Here is a 14,662-nt window from a genome sequence, read left to right as displayed (position 1 = left end):
CCTTCAACAAAAAAGGGCCGCTCCCGGAGGAACGGCCCTTGATGTCTTGTGTCAGCCCCTTGCGGGGCGACAAGCACCTGTCCGATGCTTATTCCTTGACCGCCGAGACGACGCCGGCGCCGACGGTGCGGCCGCCTTCGCGGATAGCAAAGCGCAGGCCCTGGTCCATCGCGATCGGCGTGATCAGCTCGACGTCCATTTTGACGTTGTCGCCCGGCAGGACCATTTCCTTGTCCGCCGGAAGCGTGACAACACCCGTCACGTCCGTGGTCCGGAAGTAGAATTGCGGACGATAGTTCGTGAAGAACGGCGTGTGACGGCCACCCTCTTCCTTCGTCAGGATGTAGGCCTCGGCCTCGAACTTCGCGTGCGGCGTGATCGAGCCCGGCTTGCAGAGAACCTGGCCGCGCTCAACACCCTCACGGTCGATACCGCGGATCAGCGCGCCAATGTTGTCGCCAGCCTGGCCCTGGTCGAGCAGCTTGCGGAACATCTCCACACCGGTCACCGTCGTCTTCTGCGTCGGGCGGATGCCGACGATCTCGACTTCCTCGCCAACCTTGATGACGCCCGTCTCGACACGGCCGGTCACAACCGTACCGCGACCGGAGATCGAGAACACGTCCTCGACCGGCATCAGGAACGGCTTGTCCAGCGGACGCTCAGGGGTCGGGATGTACTCGTCGACCGCTTCCATCAGCTCGAGGATCTTCTTCTTGCCGATCTCTTCGTCACGGCCTTCGACAGCCGCCAGCGCCGAACCGGCAATGATCGGAATGTCGTCGCCCGGGAAGTCATACGAGGACAGAAGTTCGCGAACTTCCATCTCGACCAGCTCGAGCAGCTCCTCGTCATCGACCTGGTCGACCTTGTTCAGGAACACGACCAGCGCCGGAACGCCAACCTGGCGGGCCAGCAGGATGTGCTCGCGCGTCTGCGGCATCGGGCCGTCAGCTGCGTTCACAACCAGGATCGCGCCGTCCATCTGCGCCGCACCCGTGATCATGTTCTTCACATAGTCCGCGTGGCCGGGGCAGTCGACGTGCGCATAGTGGCGCTTGTCGGTCTCGTATTCCACGTGCGCGGTGTTGATCGTGATCCCGCGGGCCTTCTCTTCAGGCGCGTTGTCGATGTCCGCATAGGACTTCGCCGCACCACCATAAACTTCCGCCAGCGTCATCGTGATCGCCGCCGTCAGCGTCGTCTTGCCGTGGTCCACGTGCCCAATCGTACCAATGTTCACGTGAGGCTTGTTGCGCTCAAACTTTGCCTTGGCCATTTATGGCTTCCTCTTAACTGTTTGCAGTCCGGCCCGCCGGACAGTTCTTGGGTTTCCCATACAGCGGGCCTTTGATTCCCGTTGAAGCGGGCGACATACACACGCGCGCGCGTGCTTTCAAGCGTCCATCGCAATTCGCACGCACAAGAGCCCGCCTCGCACTTGACAGCAGGCACTGCCGCGTGTCCCTGCAACCTCATGACAAGTGCAGCAGAATTTCACGCTTTCGGCACGAAGGAGACCTTCGAGACCGAAGCCGCAGACTGGATTGAAGCCCGCCTTGAGGATGCCCTGTCCCGGCGCGGAAAGGCCACCCTCTTCTGCTCCGGCGGCTCCACGCCGGGCCCAATTTACGAAGCACTTTCCGGGCTGAACCTCGATTGGGAACACGTGACGATCGGACTGGCTGATGAGCGCTGGGTCGATGAAACCCATGAAGCGTCCAATGCGGCGCTCGTCCGCCGGACCTTGCTGAAAGACAAGGCCGAAGCGGCGACCTTCCTGCCCATGAAGACCGAGGACAACAGCGCATTCGGCGCTGAAGCAGCGCTCGAGCGCACCTATGGCGAGGCGGCCAGCGTCATCGACGTCCTGGTGCTCGGCATGGGTGAGGACGGCCACACCTTGTCCTGGTTTGCCAACGCCAAAGGGCTCGGCGCGGCCACAGATCCGGGCAATATGCTCTCAGTCGCCGCCATCGACGCGCCAAAGTCGAAAGTGACCGGTGAAATCACCGAGCGCATGACGCTCACTTATCCCGTCGTAGGCAGGGCGCGGAACATCCTGCTCCTGATGTCGGGGGACAAGAAGAAATCCGTCTTCGAGGCCGCCAATCCCGAGCATCCTGTTTCCCTGATGCGCCGCGCCGCCGGCAAGGCCCTGACGGTCTTCTACCGTTCCTGACACACGTTCCAAAAGCAGGCCATTCAATGTCACTCAAGCACCATGCAGACCGGCTGAAAGCCGAATCCTTCAAAACCCTTGTGAAAGCCCGGGCCGGCAAAGCCATGGTCAGCGCGCCCGGCTGGCAGGCTGACCTGTCGAGACATTACCTCGATGAGGCCGCCGAAACCGAACTGGCAAAGGCGGCGGCAGAAAAGGATTTGGGCGGAGCAATCGAGAGGCTGTTCGCGGGCGAGACGGTGAACCCGTCTGAGGGCCGCGCGGCACTGCACTGGGCGCTGCGCGCAAAAGCGCCGGCCTTCGAGGCGGCCAGCGCGGTTCGGGATTCGGTGAAGACTGCCGACGCCTTCGCCGCCAGGATCGCCGACGGTCATGCGACCACACCTTCCGGCAAACCCTTCTCGGCCGTTGTCCATATCGGCATTGGCGGGTCAGATTTCGGCCCGCGTCTCGTCGCCGACGCGTTCCATGACCAGCGGCTGCCTAAGCTGGAGCTGCGCTATTGCGCCAATCTCGATCCGCTGGATCTCGACCTCGCGCTGGAGGGCCTCGATCCAACGCGCACGCTGATTGTCGGCGTGTCCAAATCATTCGGCACGGAGGAGACGCTCTACAACCTGTCGCGGGCGCGCGCGTGGGTGAAAGCGGCGGTCGGCGACAAGTGGGCCCATCACTTCGTCCTGGTTACGGCCAATCCGCCGCGTGCGATAGCCTGGCTGGGCACCGATGACGGCACCATTCTCGACCTTCCTGAAACAGTTGGCGGACGTTTCTCGATCTGGTCGGCCGGCTCGGTCGCCTGCTCGATCGCCCTGGAATCCGATGTCATGGATGCGTTCCGTGCTGGCGCAGCCGACATGGACGCGCATGTCCAGACAGCGCCAGTGGGCGAAAACCTCGCCATCCGCCTCGCGCTACTCGACTATTGGAACAGCTCTTTCATGGGGTTCGGGGCGCGAGCGCTGCTTGCCTATTCACGGCGGCTGAAACTGCTACCGGCGTACCTGCAGCAGCTGGAAATGGAATCAAACGGCAAATCTGTGGGACCAGACGGCGAATCCGTCGGGATGGAAACCGCTCCGCTTCTCTGGGGCGGCGAAGGCACGATTGGCCAGCATTCCTACCATCAATGGCTCCACCAGAGCCCGGCCATCATGCCGACGGAGTTCGTATTGGCGCCGGGCGCAACAGATGATGCCGAAGGGGTCACCGGCCTGACGGCGCATGCGCTTGCACAGGCTGAAGTGCTGGCCAATGGCCGCACCCTCGAAGAAGTACGCGCCGAAGAGCCGGAGCTACCGATCGAGATCGCCGCGCAAAAGGTTCATGCCGGTGGTCGTCCGTCGACCTTCCTGCATGCCCCATCGCTGGATCCCTACCGGCTCGGCAGCCTGATCGCACTGTTCGAGCACCGAACATACCTTGCGGGCATCCTTTGGGGCGTGAACAGCTTCGACCAGTGGGGCGTAGAACGCGGCAAGACCATGGCCGGCCGCCTCAAGACTGCCCTTTCCGGCGGCGAAAAGGCCGACGATCCCGTAACCGCTTCGCTGATTGCCCACCTCAACGACTAGATGAATTAGCCGCCCGCTGCGCCGGGCCAGCAACTAAAAAAACCCGGCCACGCTCATGGCCGGGTTTCCTGTTGGGATGGCGAGCCTCGCAGCGGGCCTTAACTGATCTTGTCGACCTGCGTGAAGTCGAGATCGACCGGCGTGGCGCGGCCAAAAATTGAAACAGACACTTTCAGGCGGCCATTGGCTTCGTCGATTTCCTCGACGCCGCCTTCGAAGCCCTGGAAAGCGCCTTCATTGACCCGGACCTGCTCACCGATCTCGAAGGAGACTTGCGGACGGGCGCGCTCGGATGCCGGCTCGTCAGCGGTACCGAGAATGCGGTCAACCTCGCGCTGCGGGACCGGCAGCGGACGCTTGCCGCCTTCGGCACCAAGAAAGCCTGAAACTTTCGGCGTGTCGCGCACAAGGTGGTAAACATCGTCCGTCAGCTCGGCCTTCAGCAGCACGTAGCCGGGAAAGTAGCGCTTTTCCACGGTCTTCTTCTTGCCGCGGACGACTTCGACAACCTCTTCAGTCGGGACTTCGATCTCTTCGATCAGTCCGGACAGGTTCTTCAGGTCAGCCTGATCGCGGATGGCCTGGGCGACCTTCTTTTCGAAGTTCGAATAAGCGTGAACGATATACCATTTGGCCTCGGCCATGTGCGTGGCACTCCTTGAATATTTTATGCGCCCAGACCGGTGAGCATGCGGATCAGCACGCCGATGATCTGGTCAGCCATGAACAGGAAAAGCGCGACAAGGATCGACATGATCACGACCATGATCGTCGCCTGTATAGTCTCGCTCGGCGAGGTCCAGGTGACCTTGCGGCCTTCTGCCTCGACCTGACGTACAAACGTCACCGGGTCCACGCTTTTTTTCTTGTCCTTATCGGCCATCAAACGATTCCTGAAAGTCGGGGGTGTGTATCGGCCTTAGCCCTATCCGGCAACGCCATACTCCGCATTGGTCTCAATGTGAAGTCATGTGGGTGCAGGAAGTCCGGGCAACAAGCAGTTTATCGCGCAGCATCAGTGGCCTGACCATTCCCGGCCGGCAAGGCCCGGCGTTTCGACCTGCAGCGCAAACAGGCTGCCCGCAAAGGGCTGGGCGTCCATCTGCCAGGCCGTCAGCCCGGTCCGGGCGGTGGTCACATAAAGGGTTTTCAGGTCCTTGCCGCCGAAGCAGCAGCCGGTCGGACGCGAGGTAGGCAGCTTGACGATCCGATCAACGGCCCCGTCCGGCCGGTAGCGCACCAGGCGGCTGCCATCCCACTCGGCATTCCAGAGGCAGCCCTCTTCATCAATGGCCGATCCATCGGGATAGCCCGCCCCGGCGCTCGTCGTCGCGAAAACACGCCGGTTTGACAAGGCTCGCGTATCTTCATGGTCGAAGGCCATGATCTCCTGCTCGGTGACGTCGCAGGTATAGAAAGTCTGCCCATCCGGCGAAAAGCACACAGAAGACGGGATAATTACGCGCGGCGCATTCAGCGGTTCGATCGCCCGGTCCGGGGCGAGCCGGTACCAGGCGCTCTTCGCATCAGCCTCGTCGCCATCCATGGTGGCAAACCAGAAGCTGTTGTCGGGCGCCACGCCGCCGCAGTTGATCTTGTTGCCCTCCGGCTCCCCCTCCAGTGTGATGAGGCGCGTATACTCTTCCGTCGACGGGTCGAAGAAGCCAAGCTCGAGATCCCCGGCCATCAGCAATTCGCCTTGCGAAAGGGTTATGACACTGGCCTTGAGCGGCAGGTCGTATCGCCGGGCATTGGTGGTCTTCGGGTTGTAGCGGTGAAGCTTGGCGCGCTTGGGGTCGACCCACCAGAGCAGACCCTCGCTCGGGCTCCAAACGGGGCTCTGGCCCAAGAGGCAACTTGTTGGCGCAACGCACTGTGGCTCGTAAAGGCTCATCCACACTCCATAAGGCGCGATGCCCGACAGTAAAAGCCGGTCCTCTGCGGACCGGCTTTTGCCCTAAGTCGATTTCGTCATCAATTGATGAAATTTCCTGCGCTCGCACATCTTGGGGCGAAGCGATCAGCCCGCACTAGGGCGCCGGGCGCGCCGCAAGCCAGACGGCATGCACCAGACCCGGCACATAACCGAGGATGGTCAGCAGGATGTTGATGAGGAATTGCGTCCCGATCCCGCGCGAAAACGCCACACCGAGCGGCGGCAGGAGGATCGAGAGAAGGATAACAAGTATGCTGCCCGAAGCGGGCGCTGTATCGGAAGTCGCCATGTCTATCTCCATTGAATTGAAATGGGGCGGCGCCCTTTCGACCGCCGCCCCAGTCTGAAACGATGTGCGTCGCTGGCCTACAATACGCTTCGGCCGCGCACAGCTCTCGCCACGAAGCTCAGCACGAGAAGTGCGAGGAAGACGAAGAACAGGATCTGCGCGATACTGGCAGAAGCGCCAGCGATACCGCCGAAGCCGAAGACGGCAGCGATGACTGCAAGAATGAAAAAGGTAAGTGCCCAACCAAGCATGATAAACTCCTTCTGAGGTATGTATGAGTCGGCCTTTCGCCGATGCTTGGTAAACGGCCACATGGTCTTTCGGGTTCCCGAAAATATTCTTGGAACATTTGCCGGGGCGGCTTCGTTCAAGCAGCACTATTCACCAAGAAAGGACTTCCCCATGAAGAAGAACCCGTTCCTCGTCGCTGGTCTCGGACTGCTCGCTCTGATGGCCGCTGCCTGCAACACGATTGAAGGTGCCGGCGAAGACGTCGAAGCCACCGGTGACGCAATCGACCAGGCTGCTGAAGACGCCTCCTGAGGCATTCAGCCAGGCTAGTAGACACGATGTGCGGTCTTCCTGTTGGAAGGCCGCACTTTTTTGTTTGAGCGTAAGCCAAGCTGGGCCGTGGGCGGCGTGGCTCCTGACGTACCGCCTGGGTTCAGGCGGTTTCCGTTGGCTTTTCGGACGGGATATAGGTCAGAAGGTAGACGGCGGGTTTTATTGATGCCCTGACGGCCTTGCGCTTGCCAATATGGAGGCAGGTCCAGATCGCCACGCAGGCCACGCTCACCATCGAAAAGACCACGTCCAGCCTGGACATGCCGCCAAGCCGGCGGAAGCTGCGTTCAAGGTCCCCGAGCGGCCCAACCGCCGGGACGTAGTGACGCTTAAGATGGGTTAACCTCTGAGCCATGCCGATCTTATACGCTCCAGTCGGCGGCAAGTTCCCGGCGTCGGAACGGTTTTTCTGTGGCGGCGTTAAAGTCTGCATCTAGGTTAATCTCGAAAGGCTGTTTCATGGGCAGCAAACATGGCCCCTCGATCAAGGATGACGATGTATATGACGCGCTCCGCGAGGAGGGGTACTCCAAAGGCACGGCAGCGCGTATCGCCAACGCCGAGGCAAATCCGTCCATGCATCCCGGACGCAAAGGCGGCAAGCATCCACCATATGAAGAATGGACCCGCGACGAGCTTTACGACCGGGCTGCGGAACTGGATATCAATGGACGTTCGAAGATGAACAAGAGCGAGCTGATTTCAGCACTCCGGGACAGCCGATGAGTCGCCTGGCGGTCCTGATCAATCCACGGTCCGGCAGTGTTCCAGCCGACGCGGAAAGCCAATTGCGCCACGCACTGGAAGAGCTTGGGGAGTCCGCCGAGTTCCAGCTTCTCGACCAGGAGGATATCTGCCAGCCGATCGACGAATGCTACGACACCCGCCCGGACGCTGTGATCGTCTGGAGTGGGGACGGCACCGTCGCCTGCGCTCTTGAACGCGCGGGCGCCGATGGTCCGCCGATCCTGCCGCTGCCGGGCGGTACGATGAACCTCTTCCACAAACAGATTCACGGCGATGCCCTGGACTGGCGAGAGTGTCTGGAGAAAAGCCTGAAACAAGGACAGCAAATCGATGTTCCAGCTGGCTGTGCAGGCGATCGGCGCTTCTACGTCGCAGCCATGGCAGGCAAGCTGACAGATCTCGCTGGCCCGCGCGAGGCGCTTCGCGGCGGGCGGGTGTTCGAAGCAGTGGAAAGGCTGGCCGGTGCAGATGTCCTGGACTTCACGCACGCGATGCAGTTCAAAATGAAGGATGCCCAAGGCGCGGAGGCGTCCGGGGTTGCGACCGCCGCCGCAATATTTGTAGGCACGCAGCGCGACAGCGAGTTCGAATTTGCTTTCATCAACCCCGACAACACGCTCGAGCTGGCATCGGCTGGCATTGGTGCGCTCATTTCCGACTGGAGAGAGGCGAATGGCGTTACCACGCTGAAAGCACCTCGCATCCGGCTTGAGGACTCCAAGGGCTACGACCTGCGTCTTACATTGGACGGGGAACCTGCGCGACTTAAGTCAGGCACGGAGTTTCACCGTATTGCGAAAGCAGGTCGCGCCATATCTGCCGGGTATGAATGACACGCATCGTCCAGATAGCTGATATCCACTTTGGAACGGAGAATCCCGTCGCGCTCGAGGCCTTCGAGGAATCGATTTCGGAGCTTGGCGCGAGTGCTCTCGCCATTTGCGGCGACCTCACCCAACGCGGCAAGCGCTCGGAATTTCGCGCGGCGCGTGACTGGCTGGACCGTTTCGACCTGCCGAAGCTCGTGGTTGCAGGCAATCACGATACTCCGCTCCTGAACCTGTATGAGCGTGTGGTCTCGCCATTTGACCGGCATGACGATTATTTCGCCGACCTGTCCGGCCCGGTCGAACTGGATAGCGCCATCCTTGTTGGCATGAACACAGCCCGCGGCTGGCAGACGCGCAGCAACTGGGCGGAAGGATCCGTCAATCTGGAAGATCTGGAATCGGCGATTGCCGACGCCCATGCTCCGGAGATGGCTGGCAAGACCTCGTTCCTTATCTGCCACCACCCTTTCCTCTCACCGCCGGATGCACCGCTACGAACAGCCACCAAGCGAGGCAGGCGCGCCAGCCGCCGGCTGACGCAAAGCAAGGTGGGCTTTCTGCTGACCGGACACGTCCATGCCCCTTCTGTGACCGTCGTGGACCACAAGGACGACGCTTACGTTGCCGTCTCGTCCGGAACGCTTTCAACGCGGCTGCGCGAACATCCGGCCAGTTTCAACGTTATCGACCTGGCCGCGGACGCTTGCCGCGTGACCGTTCACAACCTGCACGGTGATCGCTTCGTCCCGGCCAAACCACATACGCTGGCCCCGCATTTCGGTCAGCCTGAGTCCCATGTCAGGGTCACGGCGCAATCGGACTAGAAGTTCGTTTCTTTCTTCTCGGGAGGAAGCGCCGGCATTCTCAGCTCGACACGGAACCCCTCCCCTGGCTTGGAACTCGTCTTGATCGAGCCTCGAAGCTGCTTGGCGAAAGCGGTCATGAGCCGCGACCCGAGCCCCGTGGATCCATTGTCCGCTGACGCGTCCAGATCAACACCGTCACCATCGTCGATCACATCGAGTACGATCTCGTCTGCGTCTTCATAGAGGCGGATCGTGATGACACCGCCATGGCCGCTGAAAGCATACTTCGTCGCATTGGTGACGGCTTCGAGAATGAAAAGCGCTATCGGGATCGCGTCATCCGCTGGCCGGTCGATCTCGGCGATCTCGCTGTCAATTCGCACACCGGTTTCATCCATGCCGAGCGCTCCGGCCAAGTGGGACAGGAGTGCTTCCAGGAAGGGCTGCATGTGGACAGTTTCCAGCCGTTCATGCTGGTAAAGCGTCTGGTGGACGATCGAGAGCGCGTCGATCCTGTGCCGGGCTGCGGAGATGACTTCCCGCGCTGCGCTATCCTTGACCTGCCGACGCTGCAGATTCAGGAAGCTCGCAACAATCTGAAGATTGTTCTTCACCCGGTGGTGGATTTCCTTCACGGCCGCGTCGCGCGTCGTGATGGCGGCGCGAAGCGACGCATCGCGCTCCGAAATCCGGTTTGCCATGCGATCGAAGCTGTGCGCGAAATCGGCAATCTCGTCCGGCGCGTTCTCAAACTCATTGCCGATGCGGAAATTGTAGTGACCCTCGCCATAGATCAGCGCCAGGCGTCGCAGGCGGGCCAGCCATTTCAGCACCAAGCCGTCAACCGCCAGCCATGCGGCTAGCAGGGCGAGAGAAAAAGACAGCAACGGGATACCGACGGACTCGATAGGCTGTAGCGAAAACTCACTGAAAAGGCCCGGCGAAGGGCGGGAAATGATCGCATACATGCGGTCATCCACAATCGATCGCACAACGACATCGAGTGACCCGAACTGGCGCGTCGGTGTCACGAAAAGGACGCCATCCGGATCGCCTGTCGACTGCTCGATCCAGTCTTCGTTGACCGCAACGATGCGGGCGCTGCCGAAGACCTGCCCGTCGCCATCGGAAATGGCAAGCTCGACATCTTCCGGAAGGTTCGTCAAGCGGATGGTTCGCACCAGCTCGTCCGTCCTGAGCGGAAAAGCCACCGCGCCGGCGAACTCGCCATTCTCGTCATCAATCCGGCGTAGCACTGAAAAAAGCCATGCCTGGCTGCGCGGACCGAAAAACGCATCCGTTCTTACAGATGGCTTGCCAGCCTTGAGTTCGGCGAAAGCGGACGGCTGGGCAACTGTGCCGGAGGATTGGCCGACGGCCGAACAGGTGACTTTGCCACCGGCATCGAAGGCAACAATATTCGAAAGCTGTGGAATGCGCGGCGCCAGCGTTTCATAGACCGCGCTGCATTCACCGCGCGCAAGGTCAGGGAGGTAGATCTGTTCGAGCGTGTCGACCGTCGACAGGACTTGTTCGATCTCGTCGATGGCGCGGTCAGCGATTTCAATCAGCTGATTGCGCCGCTCAGCCATGCTGTCCTGAGCATTGAGATACGATCTGAAGCCAGCAAAGATCAGGATCGGCGTCAGCGCTGCTGCGATCGTAAACAGAAGACGCAGCCGGAGCGAACCCCGCTTCGACTTCTCGTCAGTTGTTGGCGTCTGCCGGGATGTCACGCGAGAGCTCGTCCGCCTGTCTCATGATGTCTTCAAAAGCCTCGGACGCACTGAGCTCCGAGTCACCAGAGAACCTTGCCTGATTGCTGTCGATGATTTCAACCAGTGCCTTGCGGGCCCGGCTGACGCGGCTCTTGATCGTGCCGACTGCACAGCCGCAGATTTCAGCAGTTTCCTCATAGGACAATCCGCCGGCGCCGACGAGGACAAGTGCCTCGCGCTGGTCTTCGGGTAGTACACCCAGAGCATTTCGCAATGCCAGAAGGTCCAGCGCCGAAGACGTATTGTCGCTGGCGACGAGTGTTGCTTCTGCAACTTCCGGGTCAAGCTGTTGGCGGCGCCAGCTGCGGCGCTTTTCCGAATAGAAGAGATTGCGCAGGATTGTGAACGTCCAGGCTTTCAGATTGGTGCCGGCTTGATAGCTCTCTCTCGCCTTCCAGGCCTTCAGCATCGCCTCCTGAGCGAGGTCGTCGGCCGCTGTTGCGTTACCGCATAAGCTGCGCGCAAAAGCGCGGAGATGGGGAATGAGATCAGAGAGTTCAGCCTTGAACGCCTGATCATCAAGTGTCGGCTTGGTCAAATCAGTCTCTATTTCTTTTCGCTGGATTTGTCGGCCTGCTCAAGCAAGTTGAGAAACTCGTCGGGAACGGGCTCGCTTGTCACGTCATCATAAAGCCGCCGGAGTTGATCACCGATGCGCTTTTGACGTACGCGGCGCGACCGATCTGCCTCGGCGTCCGGCTTGACTTCCTTACTACCCATATTCTGTGCTCGATAACTCATGGATCCCTGGATTTGTCGTCGTACAGCCCATTAAAGCGCCCACCGACACGAAAGTTCCATCCTGCCAAAAAAAAACTGCACACCCTTGCAACCAAATGTCAGGAGACAAGTTATTGGTGTGAAGACAATTACGAGGGTAGCGATGAGTCTCGTCGAAAAATTTGGTCCGCATCTTCCTTACCTGCGCCGTTACGCGCGCGCCCTGACGGGCAGTCAGGAAAGTGGTGACTCCTATATCAGGGCATCCCTGACAGCGCTGGCAGAAGATCCAGGCCAGGTCAGTGAAGATCTGCCTCCCCGTCAGGCCTTGTACCGCTTCTTCCATGCGATCTGGGGCACCACCGGCGCACGGCTTGAAAAGATGGACGATGGCACGGTTTCGCCGGATGCCCGACTGCAATCCCTTGCTCCGATCGAGCGTCAGGCGTTCCTGCTGACCGCGCTCGAAGGCTTTCAGCTGAGTGAGGCGGCGACGATCCTCGACACGACCGTCGAAGAGGTCGAGTCTCTTATCGCGCAAGCGCATCGCGACATTGAATCGACCCTCAAGACAAAAGTGCTGATCATTGAGGATGAGCCGATTATTGCCGCAGACCTTGAAAGCCTCGTTGAAGAACTTGGTCACGAAGTCACCGGAAACGCGACCACGCATTCGGAAGCTGTTGCCATGGCAAAGGCCAATCCCCCGGGACTGGTGCTCTGCGACATCCAGCTGGCTGACAATTCGTCAGGTATCGATGCCGCGCACGATATCCTCAAGGAAATCGACGTGCCCGTTATCTTTATCACCGCGTTCCCGGAACGCTTGCTGACAGGTGAGCGTCCGGAACCGACCTACCTGATCCCGAAGCCGTTCCAGGAGAATACCGTCAAGGCCGCGATCGGCCAGGCCCTGTTCTTCCATCCATCGGAAAAATCGGTCGCCGCCGCTTGATGCGGCGGCGTTGGCCCGGTCCGAATTCAGGGCCGTCCCTCGCCTTGAACGAAATCACCGTCCAGCTTTGGCAGGGCGTCGGTCAGCGCGTTCTCAAGAACAGAGATCGGGCGTCCCGAAAGGATGGCACTGGCTCGGAGCGACAGCTTCTCGACCACCAGCAATGAAACGGCGACGCGCTCGACGTAGGTCAAACGGCTAACGCGATCGCCGAGCGAGCCGTCGCCGCGGCCTGCGCGATGCAATACGATGACGGCGCCCTTCCTGTGAAGGGCATCCTCGAACGCATCGAAACCCAGCTTGAAGACATCCATTTCATCAATGTCGTCGGCATGCCGGATGGCGCCGCGTGCGCGGACGAACGCATCGCTGAGGATTCCGTCTGCGAGCTTCTGGTCCCCCGTAAGGATCAATCCGATCCGCCGGAGTCGTCTCAGGAGCGGCTCGCGCTCGGCTGATGAGGGGGTCATCGAGCGCACGTGTAATTCTCCAAACCTCACACAACCATAGCGAGGTGTTTCACCTTCAGCTCTAACCTGGATCAAGCTGAGAGAGCTTTTTTGCAGCCGAGCGCTTCGAACAGGCGGCTGAAACACACGCAAGCTCAGGACTCGCACCGGGACCATCGCCGAAGATTCATCGGGCGGTGATGGAACACGCCCGCCCGGCCGCCGTTACTTCTACACAGGATCACTAGGATTTCAGGAGACAACAATCATGGCTACGAAAGCAGCAACCCGAACAAATGGAACGAACAAGGACCTGACGGACGATGCCGCCAAGGCCGCGGCCAACGACGTCGAGGCCATCAAGGACGACATCGCCAAGCTTCGCGAGGACCTGCAGTCGCTTGCCGGAAACTCGACGACATATGTCAAAGGCCGTTCAACCGCCGAGATCGACAAAGGCCTTGAAAGCGGCCGCAAATATGCCGCCGAAGCCAGTGAAAAGGCCCGGACGGGCAAAGACTACGTTGAAAACAAGGTCCGGGAAAATCCCCTCGCTGCCGTTGGCATTGCCTTCGGTACGGGCGTCCTGCTTGCTGCCCTTCGCCGCAAATAGGCTGGCGGATGGACACCACAAAACTTCGTCTCGTGGCCGGTGCCGGCGCGGCCTTTTTCGGCTTCGCCGGCCTTTCGGCGTTCACGATTGCCGCTGTCATAGCGCTCGCCCCGCTGATCGGGCTTTTTTGGGCAACCTTTGCCGTTGCGAGCATGCTCACGGCGATATCGCTTGTCTGCGTCGTGGTCTTTCTCAGGCCTCGCGAGCGGACCGAGGAGGAAATTGAAGATTTTGAGAATGTGACAGCCGATTTCCTTGCAGACCTGCCATTCGACACCGTCGCCTCTCTCGTGGAACGCCGCCCTATCAGCGCGGCCACCCTGGCGATGGCGGCCGGTTACCTGATCGTCCGTCATCCGGATCAGACCGCTAAAGGCTTGCAAAAGCTCATTGATGAAATGATCTAACAGGCAGATGCCTGAACCTGAGAACCAGACCGGATACTTCCTGCCCTGCCGAATTGAGGATGTCGCCTCATGCTAAGGGCCGCCCTGCTTGTCGTGTCTGCGCTGACCACTGGCGTGACCGTGGGCCGCAAGGCGATCTCTGGCGCGATCAACAAGAAAAAGAAGTCGATCATCGAGCAGGCCGCGAAGGATGCGCGGCATCGCATTCGCGGGCATGCGGAAGAATATCTCCGCGAAAGCATCGCGACCTTCGTCACGACCGTGTTCGTGAAGGCCATGATGCTGATGGCGGCATGGCTTGGCTACCGGCTCGACCTATACAACCACACCATATTTTCGATCGCGGTGATCGTGCTGATCGTGATCTTCCTCATTCGCGATGTGATTGTCACGTTTCCGAGCGCGCGTTTCGTCGTGTCGAAACTGCACGACTATGGCTGGCGCCCGCGCAAGGCTGTCAGCGAGGTTGTCGCTGCGACCGTCTTCGAGCAGGTCCTCGCGGAGGCAAAGGGCATGGAGACCGGCCGCACGACGAAGATCATGATGGCGCTTGGCGGCCACAAGATGGATGACATGACTCAAGAAATCGCCAGGGAGGTCGCCGGGATCGCCCGGGAAACCAGTTGGCATGACCTGCGGCCCTTCATCCTGGCGGCCGCGTCGAAATTCATCGTGCTGTCCGCACTCTATTCAGTCTTTGCCTTCATCCTCGTCCGAACGGCCTGATCCCGGCGACCTGGATCCGCCAACGCCGCGTTAACCACTTTTAAGATTTTTGATTCGGCGCGGGAACGAATCCCGCAGGCCCCCGT

General features: G+C 60.3%; 21 protein-coding genes. 10 read left to right on the top strand and 11 right to left on the bottom strand.

Features of this window, described 5'->3' with window-relative positions; all coding sequences use genetic code 11:
- Nucleotides 1-88: 88 nt before the first annotated feature.
- Nucleotides 89-1,279 (bottom strand): elongation factor Tu, encoded by a 1,191-nt coding sequence (tuf, locus tag D1223_RS09665; RefSeq protein ID WP_119376170.1) that lies wholly within the window; start codon nucleotides 1,277-1,279, stop codon nucleotides 89-91.
- 198 nt (nucleotides 1,280-1,477) lie between these two features.
- Here tuf and pgl point away from each other — a divergent pair, with 198 nt between their 5' ends.
- Both pgl and pgi read left to right on the top strand, forming a co-directional pair.
- A complete protein-coding gene (gene pgl / locus D1223_RS09660; RefSeq protein ID WP_119376236.1) occupies nucleotides 1,478-2,182 on the top strand; it encodes a 6-phosphogluconolactonase in 705 nt (234 codons plus the stop codon).
- 26 nt (nucleotides 2,183-2,208) lie between these two features.
- Nucleotides 2,209-3,756: a glucose-6-phosphate isomerase gene (gene pgi, locus D1223_RS09655; protein ID WP_119376235.1), complete on the top strand. Its 1,548-nt coding sequence runs from the start codon at nucleotides 2,209-2,211 to the stop codon at nucleotides 3,754-3,756.
- A gap of 98 nt (nucleotides 3,757-3,854) precedes the next feature.
- On the opposite strand, the gene nusG is transcribed toward pgi, so the two are convergent.
- The 5 genes from nusG to D1223_RS09630 all read right to left on the bottom strand — a co-directional run bounded on the left by nusG (nucleotide 3,855) and on the right by D1223_RS09630 (nucleotide 6,232).
- Nucleotides 3,855-4,400 (bottom strand): transcription termination/antitermination protein NusG, encoded by a 546-nt coding sequence (gene nusG, locus D1223_RS09650; protein WP_119376234.1) that lies wholly within the window; start codon nucleotides 4,398-4,400, stop codon nucleotides 3,855-3,857.
- A gap of 23 nt (nucleotides 4,401-4,423) precedes the next feature.
- Nucleotides 4,424-4,639 carry a preprotein translocase subunit SecE gene (secE, locus tag D1223_RS09645; RefSeq protein ID WP_119376233.1) on the bottom strand — a complete coding sequence of 72 codons (216 nt, stop codon included), beginning with the start codon at nucleotides 4,637-4,639 and terminating at the stop codon, nucleotides 4,424-4,426.
- 132 nt (nucleotides 4,640-4,771) lie between these two features.
- Nucleotides 4,772-5,650 carry an SMP-30/gluconolactonase/LRE family protein gene (locus D1223_RS09640; protein WP_119376232.1) on the bottom strand — a complete coding sequence of 293 codons (879 nt, stop codon included), beginning with the start codon at nucleotides 5,648-5,650 and terminating at the stop codon, nucleotides 4,772-4,774.
- A 136-nt stretch (nucleotides 5,651-5,786) separates the two neighbouring features.
- Nucleotides 5,787-5,981, bottom strand: coding sequence for a YqaE/Pmp3 family membrane protein (locus tag D1223_RS09635; RefSeq protein ID WP_119376231.1), 195 nt, complete (start codon nucleotides 5,979-5,981; stop codon nucleotides 5,787-5,789).
- A gap of 77 nt (nucleotides 5,982-6,058) precedes the next feature.
- The gene (locus tag D1223_RS09630; protein ID WP_119376242.1) at nucleotides 6,059-6,232 is read right to left on the bottom strand and encodes a DUF1328 domain-containing protein; all 174 of its coding nucleotides are present in this window, start codon (nucleotides 6,230-6,232) and stop codon (nucleotides 6,059-6,061) included.
- Nucleotides 6,233-6,383: 151 nt separating this feature from the next.
- On the opposite strand from D1223_RS09630, the gene D1223_RS09625 reads away from it, so the two are divergent.
- Complete coding sequence (locus D1223_RS09625) at nucleotides 6,384-6,524, top strand: entericidin A/B family lipoprotein (protein ID WP_119376241.1); 141 nt, start codon at nucleotides 6,384-6,386, stop codon at nucleotides 6,522-6,524.
- A gap of 121 nt (nucleotides 6,525-6,645) precedes the next feature.
- Here D1223_RS09625 and D1223_RS09620 read toward each other — a convergent pair whose 3' ends face one another.
- The gene (locus tag D1223_RS09620) at nucleotides 6,646-6,900 is read right to left on the bottom strand and encodes a hypothetical protein (RefSeq protein ID WP_147372768.1); all 255 of its coding nucleotides are present in this window, start codon (nucleotides 6,898-6,900) and stop codon (nucleotides 6,646-6,648) included.
- 104 nt (nucleotides 6,901-7,004) lie between these two features.
- Between D1223_RS09620 and D1223_RS09615 the strand changes: the two genes are divergently transcribed.
- From D1223_RS09615 to D1223_RS09605, 3 genes are read left to right on the top strand one after another with little or no spacing between them, the layout of a single operon-like run.
- Nucleotides 7,005-7,271, top strand: a complete 267-nt coding sequence (locus tag D1223_RS09615; RefSeq protein WP_119376229.1) for a DUF7218 family protein — start codon at nucleotides 7,005-7,007, stop codon at nucleotides 7,269-7,271.
- Complete coding sequence (locus D1223_RS09610) at nucleotides 7,268-8,125, top strand: diacylglycerol/lipid kinase family protein (RefSeq protein ID WP_158586601.1); 858 nt, start codon at nucleotides 7,268-7,270, stop codon at nucleotides 8,123-8,125. The genes D1223_RS09615 and D1223_RS09610 overlap by 4 nt, the downstream gene beginning before the upstream one ends.
- The gene (locus D1223_RS09605; protein WP_119376227.1) at nucleotides 8,122-8,946 is read left to right on the top strand and encodes a metallophosphoesterase family protein; all 825 of its coding nucleotides are present in this window, start codon (nucleotides 8,122-8,124) and stop codon (nucleotides 8,944-8,946) included. The genes D1223_RS09610 and D1223_RS09605 overlap by 4 nt, the downstream gene beginning before the upstream one ends.
- Here the strand turns inward: D1223_RS09605 and D1223_RS09600 are convergent.
- Genes D1223_RS09600 through D1223_RS18735 form a run of 3 tightly spaced genes read right to left on the bottom strand, consistent with a single transcriptional unit; the run spans nucleotide 8,943 to nucleotide 11,447 of the window.
- Nucleotides 8,943-10,664 (bottom strand): sensor histidine kinase, encoded by a 1,722-nt coding sequence (locus D1223_RS09600; RefSeq protein WP_119376226.1) that lies wholly within the window; start codon nucleotides 10,662-10,664, stop codon nucleotides 8,943-8,945. The two genes, D1223_RS09605 and D1223_RS09600, sit on opposite strands and share 4 nt — an antisense overlap.
- Nucleotides 10,636-11,244, bottom strand: coding sequence for a sigma-70 family RNA polymerase sigma factor (locus D1223_RS09595; protein ID WP_119376225.1), 609 nt, complete (start codon nucleotides 11,242-11,244; stop codon nucleotides 10,636-10,638). Before D1223_RS09595 ends, D1223_RS09600 begins: the two co-directional genes overlap by 29 nt.
- Nucleotides 11,245-11,252: 8 nt before the next feature.
- On the bottom strand, nucleotides 11,253-11,447 hold the full coding sequence (locus D1223_RS18735) for a NepR family anti-sigma factor (RefSeq protein WP_147372766.1): 195 nt from the start codon (nucleotides 11,445-11,447) through the stop codon (nucleotides 11,253-11,255).
- Between the two features lie 142 nt (nucleotides 11,448-11,589).
- On the opposite strand from D1223_RS18735, the gene D1223_RS09590 reads away from it, so the two are divergent.
- Nucleotides 11,590-12,381: a response regulator gene (locus D1223_RS09590; RefSeq protein WP_119376224.1), complete on the top strand. Its 792-nt coding sequence runs from the start codon at nucleotides 11,590-11,592 to the stop codon at nucleotides 12,379-12,381.
- Between the two features lie 26 nt (nucleotides 12,382-12,407).
- Here the strand turns inward: D1223_RS09590 and D1223_RS09585 are convergent, their stop codons facing one another.
- Complete coding sequence (locus D1223_RS09585; RefSeq protein ID WP_147372764.1) at nucleotides 12,408-12,860, bottom strand: hypothetical protein; 453 nt, start codon at nucleotides 12,858-12,860, stop codon at nucleotides 12,408-12,410.
- Nucleotides 12,861-13,098: 238 nt separating this feature from the next.
- On the opposite strand from D1223_RS09585, the gene D1223_RS09580 reads away from it, so the two are divergent.
- The 3 genes from D1223_RS09580 to D1223_RS09570 all read left to right on the top strand — a co-directional run bounded on the left by D1223_RS09580 (nucleotide 13,099) and on the right by D1223_RS09570 (nucleotide 14,576).
- Nucleotides 13,099-13,443 (top strand): DUF883 C-terminal domain-containing protein, encoded by a 345-nt coding sequence (locus D1223_RS09580; RefSeq protein WP_119376222.1) that lies wholly within the window; start codon nucleotides 13,099-13,101, stop codon nucleotides 13,441-13,443.
- An 8-nt stretch (nucleotides 13,444-13,451) separates the two neighbouring features.
- Nucleotides 13,452-13,850 carry a hypothetical protein gene (locus D1223_RS09575; RefSeq protein ID WP_119376221.1) on the top strand — a complete coding sequence of 133 codons (399 nt, stop codon included), beginning with the start codon at nucleotides 13,452-13,454 and terminating at the stop codon, nucleotides 13,848-13,850.
- 69 nt (nucleotides 13,851-13,919) lie between these two features.
- Complete coding sequence (locus tag D1223_RS09570; RefSeq protein WP_119376220.1) at nucleotides 13,920-14,576, top strand: hypothetical protein; 657 nt, start codon at nucleotides 13,920-13,922, stop codon at nucleotides 14,574-14,576.
- Nucleotides 14,577-14,662 lie beyond the last annotated feature (86 nt).

Source organism: Henriciella mobilis, assembly GCF_003576285.1.
Lineage (GTDB): Bacteria > Pseudomonadota > Alphaproteobacteria > Caulobacterales > Hyphomonadaceae > Henriciella > Henriciella mobilis.
The sequence above is the reverse complement of the archived record's forward strand: the minus strand, read 5'-3'. Positions and strand labels throughout refer to the sequence as shown.

Excerpts from the sequence above, each read along its gene's own strand:
- D1223_RS09590 (WP_119376224.1), top strand. The coding sequence starts at position 11,590 with ATGAGTCTCGTCGAAAAATTTGGTCCGCATCTTCCTTACCTGCGCCGT.
- D1223_RS09580 (WP_119376222.1), top strand. The coding sequence starts at position 13,099 with ATGGCTACGAAAGCAGCAACCCGAACAAATGGAACGAACAAGGACCTG.
- D1223_RS09615 (WP_119376229.1), top strand. The coding sequence starts at position 7,005 with ATGGGCAGCAAACATGGCCCCTCGATCAAGGATGACGATGTATATGAC.
- D1223_RS09610 (WP_158586601.1), top strand. The coding sequence starts at position 7,268 with ATGAGTCGCCTGGCGGTCCTGATCAATCCACGGTCCGGCAGTGTTCCA.
- secE (WP_119376233.1), bottom strand. The coding sequence starts at position 4,639 with ATGGCCGATAAGGACAAGAAAAAAAGCGTGGACCCGGTGACGTTTGTA.
- D1223_RS09570 (WP_119376220.1), top strand. The coding sequence starts at position 13,920 with ATGCTAAGGGCCGCCCTGCTTGTCGTGTCTGCGCTGACCACTGGCGTG.
- D1223_RS09640 (WP_119376232.1), bottom strand. The coding sequence starts at position 5,650 with ATGAGCCTTTACGAGCCACAGTGCGTTGCGCCAACAAGTTGCCTCTTG.
- tuf (WP_119376170.1), bottom strand. The coding sequence starts at position 1,279 with ATGGCCAAGGCAAAGTTTGAGCGCAACAAGCCTCACGTGAACATTGGT.
- D1223_RS09620 (WP_147372768.1), bottom strand. The coding sequence starts at position 6,900 with ATGGCTCAGAGGTTAACCCATCTTAAGCGTCACTACGTCCCGGCGGTT.
- D1223_RS09635 (WP_119376231.1), bottom strand. The coding sequence starts at position 5,981 with ATGGCGACTTCCGATACAGCGCCCGCTTCGGGCAGCATACTTGTTATC.
- D1223_RS09575 (WP_119376221.1), top strand. The coding sequence starts at position 13,452 with ATGGACACCACAAAACTTCGTCTCGTGGCCGGTGCCGGCGCGGCCTTT.
- pgi (WP_119376235.1), top strand. The coding sequence starts at position 2,209 with ATGTCACTCAAGCACCATGCAGACCGGCTGAAAGCCGAATCCTTCAAA.
- D1223_RS09630 (WP_119376242.1), bottom strand. The coding sequence starts at position 6,232 with ATGCTTGGTTGGGCACTTACCTTTTTCATTCTTGCAGTCATCGCTGCC.
- nusG (WP_119376234.1), bottom strand. The coding sequence starts at position 4,400 with ATGGCCGAGGCCAAATGGTATATCGTTCACGCTTATTCGAACTTCGAA.
- D1223_RS09605 (WP_119376227.1), top strand. The coding sequence starts at position 8,122 with ATGACACGCATCGTCCAGATAGCTGATATCCACTTTGGAACGGAGAAT.
- D1223_RS09625 (WP_119376241.1), top strand. The coding sequence starts at position 6,384 with ATGAAGAAGAACCCGTTCCTCGTCGCTGGTCTCGGACTGCTCGCTCTG.
- D1223_RS18735 (WP_147372766.1), bottom strand. The coding sequence starts at position 11,447 with ATGAGTTATCGAGCACAGAATATGGGTAGTAAGGAAGTCAAGCCGGAC.
- pgl (WP_119376236.1), top strand. The coding sequence starts at position 1,478 with ATGACAAGTGCAGCAGAATTTCACGCTTTCGGCACGAAGGAGACCTTC.